The following is a 12,449-nucleotide window of genomic DNA, read 5'->3' as shown; positions in this document are numbered from 1 at the left end:
CCTCCTTACTTCGGCATAATATCTTTATCGAAAATCTGGGTAGGAATCGCGATTGTACAGCAAGCATTCGGAATATCGACAATGCCGTTAATGCGCCCTTCAACCGGTGCAGTACTTAATAGCATATACGCCTGCTCGCCCGTATAACCGAGTGTCTTCAAATATTCGATGGCATTCAGGCACGCCCTGCGGAATGCGATATTGGCATCCAAATATGTCTGTTCTCCATTGCGGTCATCAACTGAAATCCCTTGGAAAACGAGATAATCATTGTAATTTGGCTCAACAGGACCAGGTTGGAAAACAGGGTTTTCATAGATCTTGTACTTCTCCATGCCGCCCTTAATAATGTCCACCTTCAGCTCAATCCAGCCGGACATCTCAATTCCGCCGCAAAACGTAATTTCCCCGTCGCCTTGAGAGAAGTGAAGATCGCCGACCGATAGCTTCGCCCCTTCGACAAAAGTAGGGAAGAAGATCCTCGATCCCTTCGATAAATTCTTAATATCACAGTTTCCACCATTCTCTCGTGGCGGCACAGTACGAGCGCCTTCCTTCGCAACTCTATCAAATTCCGCACCTGATAATGTACCAAGCACAACACTCTCCGGATTCGGAGCGTTCGCAAGCGCAGGCACACGGTTCGGATCCGTATCGATCAGTTTTTGCTCCCGTTCATTCCACTTTTGCAAAAGCTCCATAGATGGGGCTACACCAATCAATCCAGGATGAATAAGCCCTGCAAATTTCACACCAGGCACATGTCTCGACGTCGTATAAATGCCTTCGAAATCCCAAATCGACTTTTGTGCTTCCGGAAACTGATCCACTAAAAAGCTTCCGCCATTTTCCTTCGCAAAAATCCCGTTAAAACCCCATTCATACCCCTGATGCGCTCCAATATCCAAAATATCGACAACTAATAAATCACCAGGTTCCGCACCATTCACATACACCGGGCCGCTCAAAACATGAACACGCGAAAGATTTACTCTACGAACGTCCTCCGCACTATCATTGTTTTCAATCTGCCCATCCGTCCATTCCTTGCAATCCATCCTAAAAGACGTACCAGGGTCTACAGAAAACGCAGCAGGAATATCCGGATGCCACCGATTGTGACCCGGATGTGCTTGCTCTTCCATCGGCTTGCTCAAATCAAGTGCATACATTGTTTTTGCCATTTCGAATCCCCCAATCTTATATTTTGAATGCGCTTTCATGTTAGCAACAATATATTAAACTGTCAAATAAATATGAAATTTATAATAATATGTTGGAAATGGTCTTTGAGGAGAAGAATTAGGGAATGTAATATTGATAAAATGAATTAATGGGAATTGGATGGTGGTATATGTTATGAACTCAATTTTCATGCGTCCGGTTCGGCTCTATGAATGAATTTTGGTGCTATAATGGAAATAACATTTCGTCTAAAAAATATGAATGAATAATTGGAGGAATTTCATGAAAAATACTGATGAAGTTCTCTACGTTTGCAATAGGTGTCATGAGATGCATGAAGATGAAACAGAGTGCTGTGAAATCTGTAGTTTTGAAAGTTTGAGGATTGTACAAAAAATAGAGTTAATTAACTAAGCCAATTATTAATAACGGTAATTGAAATGAAAAGGAATAGGTGAAAGCGATGAAAAAGAAAGTTCATGTAGTTGGAGCTGTTATAGAAAATAAAGATGGAGAAATCATGGCAGCATTGAGAGGGCCGGATATGTCATTACCGAATTACTGGGAGTTTCCGGGTGGGAAGATTGAAGCGAATGAAACAAAACAAGAGGCACTTAAACGTGAAATTTATGAAGAATTAGGTTGTATTATTGAGGTTCTTGAACCGGTTGAGGATACGACTTATGAATATGAAAATGTAATTGTACGGCTTGAAACTTTCATGGCGAAAGTAGTTGAAGGAACCCCTAAGGTAAGTGAGCATGCAGATTTAAAATGGATACCAAGGGAAAAATTATTCTCATTAAATTGGGCTCCTGCAGACATTCCAGCAATAGAGAAGCTGTCTATAAGCAAAGTTATAAAATAAAGAGAGCCGGGGTGATTTGGTGGAGAACTTTGTACGCAACTTGCGTGCTTCATTACATGAAGGGTTTATAGATCAAAATGAAAGCAATCTCGGAAGATTTAAACCTGAATTATTGATTAACAATGGAGAACAGAATAGTACTGTCTTAAATACGCTTCAGGAAGAACTTGAAGCGAGTGTGGATTTTCTTTTCTCTGTTGCATTTATAACTGAAAGCGGTCTTGCGACACTGAAATCTTCACTATTAGATCTGAAGCTAAAAGGAGTTAATGGCAAGATATTAACTTCAACATATTTGTATTTCAATCAACCGAAAGTGTTTAGAGAACTTTTGAAATTAAAAAATGTAGAAGTTCGCCTGACTGACCTAAAAGGTTTTCATTCCAAAGGATATATCTTCAAGCATGCTACCCATTATTCATTAATTGTTGGAAGTTCTAATTTGACTGCACACGCATTGAAAGTAAATTATGAGTGGAATGTTAAGCTAACTTCCCATGAAAACGGGGAAATTGTAACTCACTTTAAAAATCAATTTGAGGATGTTTGGGAGAATGCATATCTATTAACAGAAGAGTGGATTCAAAACTATGAAAAAGAATATGAAAAGAATACCGTAACTACTTTAGCAGAACAAGTAATAGAAATGCCTTCCAATTATAATCCTAATGCTGTTAAAGAGGCATTGGAAATTACCCCGAATAAAATGCAACTTGCCGCTTTAAGTCAAATACAAGCAGTTCGCGAAGCTGGAAATGATAGAGGCCTAGTTATTTCCGCAACTGGTACAGGTAAAACTTATCTTTCTGCATTTGATGTAAGGTCTTTTCAACCAGATCGAATGCTTTTTATTGTGCACAGAGAACAAATATTAAATAAGGCGAAAGAAGACTTTAAGCGTATTCTGGGTGGTATTGAAGAGGAATTTGGCATGTTTGTAGGAACTAGTAAACAAACAGATAAAAGATATGTTTTTGCAAGCATACAAACTCTATCAAAACCAGAGAATCTCAGCAAGTTTGACCCAGAGGACTTTGACTATATCTTAATTGATGAAGTTCATAAAGCGGGAGCTGCATCTTATTTAAGGGTGATTGATTACTTTAGGCCAAAGTTTTTAATGGGAATGACAGCAACTCCTGAACGAACTGATGACTTTAATATATATGAGCTATTTAATTATAATATTGCTTACGAAATTCGACTGCAAGAAGCCCTTGAAGAAGACATGCTTTGTCCATTTCATTATTTTGGAGTAACGGATTTTGAATTAAATGGTGAAACGATTGATGATACTACTATTCTATCGGATCTCGTTACCGAAGAACGGGTTGACCATATAATCGATAAAATAACTTACTATGGTTATTCGGGTGATCGTGTTAGAGGATTAATGTTTTGCAGTCGGAAGGCAGAAGCGATAGAGCTATCAGATGCCTTGAATTCTCGGGGGATTCGAACAATAGCCTTAACTGGTGAGGCCTCACCAGAAGAAAGAGAACGATATATTACTCAGCTTGAAAATGGCATATTGGACTACATTTTAACGGTGGATATTTTTAATGAAGGAATTGATATTCCTAGCATAAATCAGGTAGTAATGCTTCGCCAGACACAATCCAGTATTATCTTTATTCAACAATTAGGCCGTGGATTACGGAAACACAGTTCCAAAGACTTCGTGACAATAATTGATTTCATCGGCAATTACACAAATAACTATCTCATCCCTATTGCATTATCCGGGGATAAGTCAATGAATAAAGATAATGTACGAAGAAAAACCAAGGATACAAGCTATATTAAGGGTGTTTCAACGGTGAACTTTGAAGAAATTGCAAAGAAAAGAATCTTCAACTCTATTAGCAATACAAATCTTACTACGCTAAGAATATTGCGAGATGCGTATGTAGAATTAAAGAATAAAATTGGAAGAGTTCCTTATTTGACTGATTATATTGAAAACCATTCAATAGATCCAGTAGTAATTGCAGAAAAGCATATGAATTATTACCGATTTCTTCTAAAGATGAAAGAGGAAATTCCTGTATTATCTGCATATGAAGATAAGGTTTTAACAATGTTATCCCAAGAAATTCTTAACGGTAAGCGTAAACACGAAGTTATTATGCTAGAGATGTTACTTGACAGTGGAAGCTTTTTGAAGTCAGATTATTTGGAGCGGTTATCCGCTGAAGGTTGTCGAATAGACAGTGAGACAATAAATTCAGTACACCGTATCTTTGACCTATCATTTTTTACACAAAATAATAAAACGAAATATGGTGAAAAAGCTATAGTTGAGTTCGATGCTAACGAAGGATATCGATTTAATGAGGCTATAAGTAAAGGTATTGATGAAAATCCATATTTCTTTCTTTTAATAGCTGACATCGTGAAGAGTGCAAAAATCAAATCACGAAATTATCAATGCGATAAGCAACTCACGTTGTATGAGAAATATTCAAGGAAAGATGCTTGCAAGCTATTGAATTGGGATGCTGACGAAAGTTCGACAATGTATGGTTACAAACCAAAACATGGTACTTGTCCCATCTTTGTAACGTATCATAAACATGACGATGTTGAGTCAAGTGTTGATTACGGTGATGAATTCATTAGCCCGGAACTTTTCAAATGGTATACCCGTAGTAATAGAACAATTCATTCTCCAGAAGTCCAGCGGGTTATTCATGCCGATCAACAAGGTTATGACATCCATATCTTTGTTAAAAAAGATGACGATGAAGGGACGGACTTCTATTACTTGGGGAAGGGGTTTCCTGACAAGGCAAGTGTTGAAGAAGATAGAATGACAGATAAAAACGGTAGGGATCTTCCAGTCGTTCATATGAACATGGTAATGGAACAAGCAGTTGAGAGTAAGCTTTATCAGTATCTAATTGAAGCATGATATTAAAAAATAATAAATTAAGTTAAACACATTCGTTAACTGAATAATTCAAGCGGAGCTTCCAATTGAAGCTCTGCTTTTTTATATTTTATTAACTGTATTTTTTAATGAAAATTGTACCATTTGGAAATAGGTTACAAATGAATAGGCGATATAGTACAATTGAATCAATAATTATTACCGTTAAGAATAATACTCTTTGAAAGGAGAAAAAATAACAATGTATCAAATTGAATTAAAGCATGAGGGTTTAAAAAAATATAGGGTAATTAAAGGTTCGGATCGGTATGTTGTGGAACAAAAAGCTCGCATGCAGCAGATTGTTTGGGAAGAGATGTGGGATAAAAAGCAAATGATGCAAGCCCAAAAAGAAGCCCGTGAACTAGCCGCTATGGAGAAAGAACAAAAGAAAGCATTAGCTATTCAATTAACGAATGAAGCAATTGAACAGCAAGAAGCTTTAAGTAAGACATTACAATATACTCTTGATGTCGACGACAAAATTAATTGGGAAGCTCTAAAAGATACTTCAACTTTTAATAAAAAGAAACCTATACCTCCTAGAATGTTTGATTATCCTGAAGAGCCAAGAGAAACAGAAGAAAAATACTTGCCCAAAATAGGACTTGTCGATAAGATATTCGCAAGTTTAAAACAAAAAAAGATTGATGAAGCAAGGAGATTGTATGAATTAGATTATGAAAAATGGCAGAGAACTAATGAGGAGATTTCCCGAAAAAATGAAGAAAATCAGAAAAACTATGATGGCATATTAAGCAACTGGAATGAGGAAAAGGAAGAATTTGAAACACGGCAAAAGGAAAATAATGATGCTATTAACGCGCAAAAAGCAAGCTATCAAAAGGGAGATCCTTCAGCAATAGTTGAATACTGTGACATGGTTTTATCTAATTCTATCTATCCAGATTATTTTCCACAGAAATTTGATTTAGACTATAATTCACTTACAAAGACTTTAATCGTTGAATATTCGTTACCGTCGCAAAAGGATATTCCTTCATTGAAAGAAGTTAAATACATTCAGTCCAGAGATGAGTTTAAAGAGTATTTCTTGGCAGAGTCAACGTTCAATAAAATGTATGATGATTTACTCTTTCAAATAACACTAAGAACCATCCATGAACTATACGAGGCCGATGATATTGATGCTATTCAATCTGTCGTTTTTAATGGCTGGGTTAATTCTATAGACAAAGCAACGGGTAAAGAAGTCAATGCGTGTATTCTGTCTATTCAAACAACTAAAAGCGAATTCCTGGAAATTAATTTAGGGCATGTTGAACCAAAAATATGCTTTAAAAACTTGAAAGGAATAGGTAGTAGTAAGTTGCACAGTCTCTCTCCAATTGCTCCAATCCTTAAAATTGACCGTGAAGATGCTCGTTTTGTATCTTCCTATGATGTAGCAGATGCTCTGGATGAAACAGATAATTTAGCGGCGATGGATTGGCAAGACTTTGAACATTTAATTCGAGAGCTTTTTGCAAAGGAGTTTAACCAGTCAGGCGGCGAAGTTAGAATAACTAGAGCCAGTAAAGATGGCGGTGTGGATGCAGTTGCTTTTGATCCGGACCCAATAAGAGGTGGGAAAATTGTTATTCAGGCTAAAAGATATACTAATGTTGTTGGTGTTTCTGCCGTACGCGACTTATATGGAACTGTCATGAATGAAGGAGCTACCAAAGGTATACTGGTGTCTACAGCCGATTATGGCCCGGATGCATACAATTTCGCGAAGGGTAAACCACTCACTTTATTGAACGGGAATAATTTATTACATTTATTAGAGAAACACGGTCATAAGGCGAAAATTGATCTTAAAGAAGCAAAGAAATTACTTTCCGAAAGTTAATAGAAAGTATGCTTCCATTACCAACCATATTGAAAGACCCTATATACTAGGTAACAAGGAATTTTAGTTATCAATATAGATGTCCATTAAAATAGATAAATGTAAAAAAGCAGAGCCCAATCGTTCTTGGAGCTCTGCTTTTATTATTCTCCCACACAATTAAAGGAGATTCCGGCTTTGACCGGGAAGAAGTATAACAGTGAAGTGAAAAGGGAGAGAGCAACCATGTTCATCGTCAACACTGAAGCGGCATTGTACAAGGATGGCCGTTACTTAATATGCAGGCGGAGTGAAAAGGAAGAACACGCGCCTGGTGGGATAGGGTTAGTTGGTGGGAAGGTTGAGCTTGAAGGTGCTACTTCCGATATTTTAGAGCGTACGATTGCGCGGGAAGTGAAGGAGGAAGTAGGGCTTGTCATCGAAGGACGCCCGCGTTATGTGAGCAGTACAAGCTTCGTGACAGATCTAGGAGAGCCGGTTGTGAATGTCGTTTTTTTATGTGAGGCATTCAGCGGTGAACCGTATGCAGTCAGTGTTGATGAGGTGGCGGCTGTGTATTGGATGACGCCTGAAGAGGTGTATAGCCATACTGAAGCTGCGGATTATTTGAAGGATAATATCCGAAAAGCGGAAGAAGTTCGGATGAAGGGAACTTCAGTTTAATTCATAAAAGACAACCCATCCTTGAGTTGGCCGCTCGGATGGGTTGTTCCTATTTGCGCATTACTCCAGAATAAAGGCGACTCAAGTTTTATTGATAAAAATTTTTTCATCCAAAGTATCCTTTTTGACCCCTCCTATCTATATAGAGGTCAAAGGGGGAATATAAAATGATGAACTACTTGAAAGAATACGCTCGTTTTGCCACTGTCGAAGAATTGGATGCAGCTGCGGAACAGCATGTCACACGTCACTGGGATGAGCTGACCAAATCGGATCGACAAGTGCTTGACGTCATCCGACGTTATTCGGTGAAATACGGGGCGGCCCATTTGAAACACGGAACGATTGAAGAAGCTATCGGGAAATCAAACGTAACCGTCCGACGCGCTATCCGGAAGCTTGTTGACTTGCAAGTTATCGAGAAAGTCCACTATATCCGTCCCGTTATGAGCGGGCTCGGCGCTAACATCTACATCCTTTTACCTTTCGATGACCAGGGGAAAATGACCGACCGTGACCATGACGACAAACCGTATGGTGACGCGGAATATGAGCAAAATCCAGCAGACGAAGCTCTACTTTCTAAATCTCTTTTAAAAGCTAAAGATCTTAACTACACGTCTCTGCAAGAATCGTCAAAGTTCTCCACAAGTCTATTCAGTCGGATGAAAAACCTTCTTGCGGGGACGATTGGAGACACTAAAAAGGCTCGTGAATTTTACGGGATTCATCAGTCGATTTCCAAGAGAATGCTGAAATATGACATCTATAAAGATGACAAGGGGATCTTCGAGGATCTTGCCTATCGGGCGCTATTGATTACTGTAATGGCGACGAAAAAGAAAGCGATCCACAACTTGCCAGGGTATTTCAAAGGTGTGTTGGATAAGTTGGTGGAGGAAACGTATTTCAAGGATATGTTCATGATGTTTGACGTGCGGCCTGTGTATGGGATGAGGCAGGCAGATTTGCAGGGGACATAGCTCAAGAACGCAGCTCAACGAAAAAAAGACTGCCACGGAAAACCGATTGATCGATTTTCCGGACAGCCCCATGTATGTGAGTTATGCGATTGCATTCACTTTTTCTTTATACATTGACAATGCCTGCTGCAATGCACGCTGCTGCTCTTCGTTCAACGGAACCATCGGCAAACGGACACCGCCGACCTGGATTCCTTTCAGATTCAACGCTGCTTTGACAGGTGTCGGGTTAGGAGCTGCAAAGAGTGCTTTCATCATCGGGAGCAGTCTGCGATGATTGCTGGCAGCTTCTATCGTATTGCCGATTTTGAAGTTGCGGATCATCGTTTGCATTTCATTCCCCAACACATGGGCAGATACAGAAACGACGCCTGTTCCGCCGATTGCCAAAACGGGAAGTGTCAGCGCATCGTCGCCGCTATATAATGAAAATCCTTCTCGTGTACGTTCAATGATTTCGGCCATTGCGTCTAAATCGCCGCTCGCCTCTTTAACGGCAACGATATTTTTTATTTCCGAAAGGCGGATGGTCGTATCGACTGACATGTTGACAGCGCTGCGCCCAGGAATATTGTACAGCATGATCGGCAAAGAAGTGGCCGCCGCAATTGTTTTGAAGTGTTGGTACAATCCTTCTTGGCAAGGCTTGTTATAGTACGGGGTGACGAGCATGATGCCGTCGACGCCTGCATCTTCCGCCCGCATCGTCAGTTCAATCGATTCCCGTGTATTATTCGAGCCTGTCCCTGCAATAACCGGAACTCTTCCGTTCACAACGTCAACTGTAAACTTGAACAATTCGACCTTTTCTTCGTTCGATAACGTAGGGGATTCTCCGGTTGTCCCGGCTACCACCAAGCCATCCGATCCGTTGGCGATTAAATGATTGATCAGGTTCCTTGTCGCTGGGAAATCAATTTCACCATGTTCATCAAAAGGAGTCACCATTGCTGTTACGATTTGTCCAAAATTCATTTTTCTCCACATCCTGTCTTTTATTTTGGTAAATAAAATAGAGGGTGAAGGGCAATTGCAAATAGAACGCAAAAAGCAACAACGAGGGATCGTTGTTGCTAGAAATAATAAAATAAATTATTTCTTTGCATAAGATAGCCCTCCATATAGTTTCCTATATGACAATCCTGGACTTGTTCAACCCAGAACCAGCTTCGAGATCAATGAGTGTCTCTCCACTTCGGCAAATTCCCCTTTCCACAACCTTCATAGGATCTCATTATCCTCAGATTGTGTACTGATGGTCTTTGCGCCTCTATCCTTACTTCAAAACTTGCGAAATAAGATAATGTTAAATTATATATGACTTTACATCGTATCCGGTTCAATTGCAAGTAAAAAATGAAAATAAAATGAATTGACGATATTTCATCGTATAGAATAGCGTGTAATGGAAGCTATGTTGGACCAATACAGAGTAGGGCACTGCGTACTTTCTGGTGCCTGTGCAGCAAACTATTCAGATAATACAACGAAAATGTATAAGAGGTAGTTGAGAATCCATTCATTTAGGAGTTTGATATAATTTTATTCATATTTATATACATTTGGTTGAATTGTTATAAATGCACCGTGCACAGGCACCGACACAATTTACTCGGCAATCATGAATTTGACGTCCCCGACGCCGATGTCGAGAAATAGGTCGATGATAATGTCTGCATCTTCGTAGGCTTCATTGACATAAACACCTTCGTTTTGCTTGATGAAGTCTTTCAGATCCAATCTTCCAAGCCCTTTCGAGACGGTTAGCCTGACACCAGTCTCCTTCGGAAGGATGAGAGTCACGTCTCCCACACCTAAGTCCACATCAGCCCGAAAGCCTTTGCTCCAAGCACCGCTCAGGTCGATGACAGAATCACTGACGCCGCTATCGATGGAAAGGCTGTTTAATTGGAGACCTTCCAGTTTCAATCTCGACTTTGAAACCCCCATGTCTACATCCAAGTCGATAGGAACATCATTTGTCAGTTGGAGATCCCAATCGTTTTTCAATTTTCGTTTATTGAAGCCGAACGTCGACTTTGAGCCTTGCTTAATAGTGACGAAACCGACATCTTTCTTTTTCTTATACTTCACGCTTGGCTCCAGCCTTTTGTGATTGTACGTAAAGTCCCCACTGACCCAATCGGACGAATTGCCATGTACGAGCAGGTTGCCAACTCCGAAGTCGATATCCACTTTCAGAGCATCGGCACTGTCTTTAGCAATCGAAATCTCATTCCCACTTGCCTTCGCAAACCAATTGTTATACCCGTAGATACCGATAACAACTAGAAACCCCGTCAACAGCGCAATCCATAATAGCTTATTCATTTTCATCCATTCTCCTTCTGCCCCATTTTATTCTATTCTACCTTATTCAAATGAAAAACTTACCAGTCTCATGTTTGAATTTTACATACGTCTAAGGGCTGAGAGGGAATGCGACCTGAACACAGACTTTAATGGATTTGTGACTCACATGTTTTGTCCCTTTCATTAATATATTAGATAAAAGAGTGATGAAAGGATGAGGTGTTGAGGAGGGTTCTTCTATATTCAGTAACTGTCGTCATCGGGATGGTACTAGGCATCGCAATTACAATTCTCATGGAATTATAAGATTTTCCTTTGCACAGGCACCGACACAATTAATGTAGACAAAAAAACAGAACCTACGACTGCTTCGTAGGTTCTGTTTTACACAAGAGCTCTTTTTACATAGTTTTTGTTTCTAAGTCGAAGATCCGTGATTTAATGTTCTTTAATTCCTGAGTAATAGCTGGTCCCTCAGCAATACGTTGGCTAGTTTGGTGCTCAAGCTGACCGCCGATTCCTTCCAAAAGATGGTCCACTCGATCAAACCGGCTGTGCATTTCCGATTTCAAGCTGCCTACATCAGATTTCAGGTCGCTCATTTCCGATTTCAAGCTGCCTACATCGGATCTCAGGTCGCCTATTTCCGACTTCAACCCTTCAAGCAATTGCAGAATCCTTTCCTCCAACTCTTTATCCTCCTTTCTTTATCATCTGTTGGTCTGCGAATTCGTGTATAGTCTGTTGCTTAAAGTATACAGGAAATGTAAACTAAAGCCCACACGAATGAGAACGTTTGTTTTGGTAGATCTAGTGCCTCCACATGCCTATTGAACAATGAATTATTCATTTAAAATCATGAAAACTGTACACTTAACTCTTGTCCTGTCGGTAAATCGACGTACTCTATAGTGACGGGGGAATGGTGAATAGTGAGCCTAATCCGCTATCCCTTGCCAATCAAAGGGGAGGAGGTATGGACATGTCATTATTTTTTGAGGATGAAATTGAAAAAGTGAAGAGGAAGATCGGTCCTTCGGGATTAAAGGAAATGATGTCTCAGGATCCCCGCTTGAATGGACAATTGGATGAGCTCCGTGTATTTCAGCGAAGGTACAGGGCGAAACAGCTGGAAGCTTCACGCAGGCGCCAGACATATTATTACCACTGATCAGTACAGCCCGCCAATCGTTCAGTCGATTGGCAGGCTGTCTTTTTGATTGGAAGGAAGCAGAAACTAAGGCTGCTGCCATAGATTCTGTTTTATCGGGGATGCTTATTGGAGGAGGTTTGCTTTTTCTTCAACTGCTTGGACGACATCGTCAATCGACATGCCCTTCATCGTGATGACAGGGAAATTGAATTCATTTGTGTTCCCTTCGTTGAGCGCCCGGACGATGCCGATATCATAGCCGGTTACGTCTTCATCGGTGCTAAACATCTTTGCTTCATAGCCTTTTTCAACAAGTGCATTCATGACATCTTCATACGGTTGTTCAACGGCAATTCTCACCATTTCCATTTTCCTCCTTTCGACTCTTCGTTCAACTTCTCCTATACAGTTCCCTGTATTTTTGAATTTATGAATGAGTCGTGTACGTGAATCCATTTGAAATTGGGTATAACAAGGTTGACGCGGTCATTTTTCAT

The 12,449-nt window shown here is 39.9% G+C and carries 11 protein-coding genes and 1 riboswitch; of the genes, 6 read left to right on the top strand and 5 right to left on the bottom strand.

What is annotated here, in order from left to right; translation table 11 throughout:
- Positions 1-5: 5 nt before the first annotated feature.
- A complete protein-coding gene (gene fmdA, locus NIT04_RS17540) occupies positions 6-1,184 on the bottom strand; it encodes a formamidase (protein WP_252504792.1) in 1,179 nt (392 codons plus the stop codon).
- A 464-nt stretch (positions 1,185-1,648) separates the two neighbouring features.
- On the opposite strand from fmdA, the gene NIT04_RS17535 reads away from it, so the two are divergent.
- The 5 genes from NIT04_RS17535 to NIT04_RS17515 all read left to right on the top strand — a co-directional run bounded on the left by NIT04_RS17535 (position 1,649) and on the right by NIT04_RS17515 (position 8,486).
- Positions 1,649-2,053: a (deoxy)nucleoside triphosphate pyrophosphohydrolase gene (locus tag NIT04_RS17535; RefSeq protein ID WP_252504791.1), complete on the top strand. Its 405-nt coding sequence runs from the start codon at positions 1,649-1,651 to the stop codon at positions 2,051-2,053.
- A gap of 19 nt (positions 2,054-2,072) precedes the next feature.
- A complete protein-coding gene (locus NIT04_RS17530) occupies positions 2,073-4,967 on the top strand; it encodes a DUF3427 domain-containing protein (protein WP_252504790.1) in 2,895 nt (964 codons plus the stop codon).
- Positions 4,968-5,187: 220 nt separating this feature from the next.
- Positions 5,188-6,840: a restriction endonuclease gene (locus tag NIT04_RS17525; protein WP_252504789.1), complete on the top strand. Its 1,653-nt coding sequence runs from the start codon at positions 5,188-5,190 to the stop codon at positions 6,838-6,840.
- 225 nt (positions 6,841-7,065) lie between these two features.
- A complete protein-coding gene (locus NIT04_RS17520; RefSeq protein ID WP_252505141.1) occupies positions 7,066-7,503 on the top strand; it encodes an NUDIX domain-containing protein in 438 nt (145 codons plus the stop codon).
- Between the two features lie 167 nt (positions 7,504-7,670).
- Entirely contained in the window at positions 7,671-8,486 is an 816-nt protein-coding gene (locus tag NIT04_RS17515; protein ID WP_252504788.1) for a hypothetical protein, read from the top strand.
- Between the two features lie 81 nt (positions 8,487-8,567).
- Here the strand turns inward: NIT04_RS17515 and dapA are convergent, their stop codons facing one another.
- The 3 genes from dapA to NIT04_RS17500 all read right to left on the bottom strand — a co-directional run bounded on the left by dapA (position 8,568) and on the right by NIT04_RS17500 (position 11,488).
- The gene (gene dapA / locus NIT04_RS17510) at positions 8,568-9,461 is read right to left on the bottom strand and encodes a 4-hydroxy-tetrahydrodipicolinate synthase (RefSeq protein WP_252504787.1); all 894 of its coding nucleotides are present in this window, start codon (positions 9,459-9,461) and stop codon (positions 8,568-8,570) included.
- 127 nt (positions 9,462-9,588) lie between these two features.
- Positions 9,589-9,767, bottom strand: a riboswitch (Lysine riboswitch).
- A 327-nt stretch (positions 9,768-10,094) separates the two neighbouring features.
- The gene (locus NIT04_RS17505) at positions 10,095-10,823 is read right to left on the bottom strand and encodes a toast rack family protein (RefSeq protein WP_252504786.1); all 729 of its coding nucleotides are present in this window, start codon (positions 10,821-10,823) and stop codon (positions 10,095-10,097) included.
- 377 nt (positions 10,824-11,200) lie between these two features.
- A complete protein-coding gene (locus NIT04_RS17500; protein ID WP_252504785.1) occupies positions 11,201-11,488 on the bottom strand; it encodes a hypothetical protein in 288 nt (95 codons plus the stop codon).
- 293 nt (positions 11,489-11,781) lie between these two features.
- On the opposite strand from NIT04_RS17500, the gene NIT04_RS17495 reads away from it, so the two are divergent.
- The gene (locus NIT04_RS17495) at positions 11,782-11,970 is read left to right on the top strand and encodes a hypothetical protein (protein WP_252504784.1); all 189 of its coding nucleotides are present in this window, start codon (positions 11,782-11,784) and stop codon (positions 11,968-11,970) included.
- 105 nt (positions 11,971-12,075) lie between these two features.
- Here NIT04_RS17495 and NIT04_RS17490 read toward each other — a convergent pair whose 3' ends face one another.
- Positions 12,076-12,315 (bottom strand): YkuS family protein, encoded by a 240-nt coding sequence (locus NIT04_RS17490; RefSeq protein ID WP_252504783.1) that lies wholly within the window; start codon positions 12,313-12,315, stop codon positions 12,076-12,078.
- Positions 12,316-12,449: the final 134 nt, after the last annotated feature.

Origin of the sequence: Sporosarcina sp. Marseille-Q4943 (assembly GCF_943736995.1) — a bacterium.
Classification (GTDB): Bacteria; Bacillota; Bacilli; order Bacillales_A; family Planococcaceae; genus Sporosarcina.
The sequence above is the reverse complement of the archived record's forward strand: the minus strand, read 5'-3'. Positions and strand labels throughout refer to the sequence as shown.

What these genes read in the sequence shown, in the direction of transcription:
- fmdA (WP_252504792.1), bottom strand. Translation starts at nt 1,184, where the DNA reads ATGGCAAAAACAATGTATGCACTTGATTTGAGCAAGCCGATGGAAGAG.
- NIT04_RS17535 (WP_252504791.1), top strand. Translation starts at nt 1,649, where the DNA reads ATGAAAAAGAAAGTTCATGTAGTTGGAGCTGTTATAGAAAATAAAGAT.
- NIT04_RS17525 (WP_252504789.1), top strand. Translation starts at nt 5,188, where the DNA reads ATGTATCAAATTGAATTAAAGCATGAGGGTTTAAAAAAATATAGGGTA.
- NIT04_RS17520 (WP_252505141.1), top strand. Translation starts at nt 7,066, where the DNA reads ATGTTCATCGTCAACACTGAAGCGGCATTGTACAAGGATGGCCGTTAC.
- NIT04_RS17515 (WP_252504788.1), top strand. Translation starts at nt 7,671, where the DNA reads ATGATGAACTACTTGAAAGAATACGCTCGTTTTGCCACTGTCGAAGAA.
- dapA (WP_252504787.1), bottom strand. Translation starts at nt 9,461, where the DNA reads ATGAATTTTGGACAAATCGTAACAGCAATGGTGACTCCTTTTGATGAA.
- NIT04_RS17505 (WP_252504786.1), bottom strand. Translation starts at nt 10,823, where the DNA reads ATGAAAATGAATAAGCTATTATGGATTGCGCTGTTGACGGGGTTTCTA.
- NIT04_RS17495 (WP_252504784.1), top strand. Translation starts at nt 11,782, where the DNA reads ATGTCATTATTTTTTGAGGATGAAATTGAAAAAGTGAAGAGGAAGATC.
- NIT04_RS17490 (WP_252504783.1), bottom strand. Translation starts at nt 12,315, where the DNA reads ATGGTGAGAATTGCCGTTGAACAACCGTATGAAGATGTCATGAATGCA.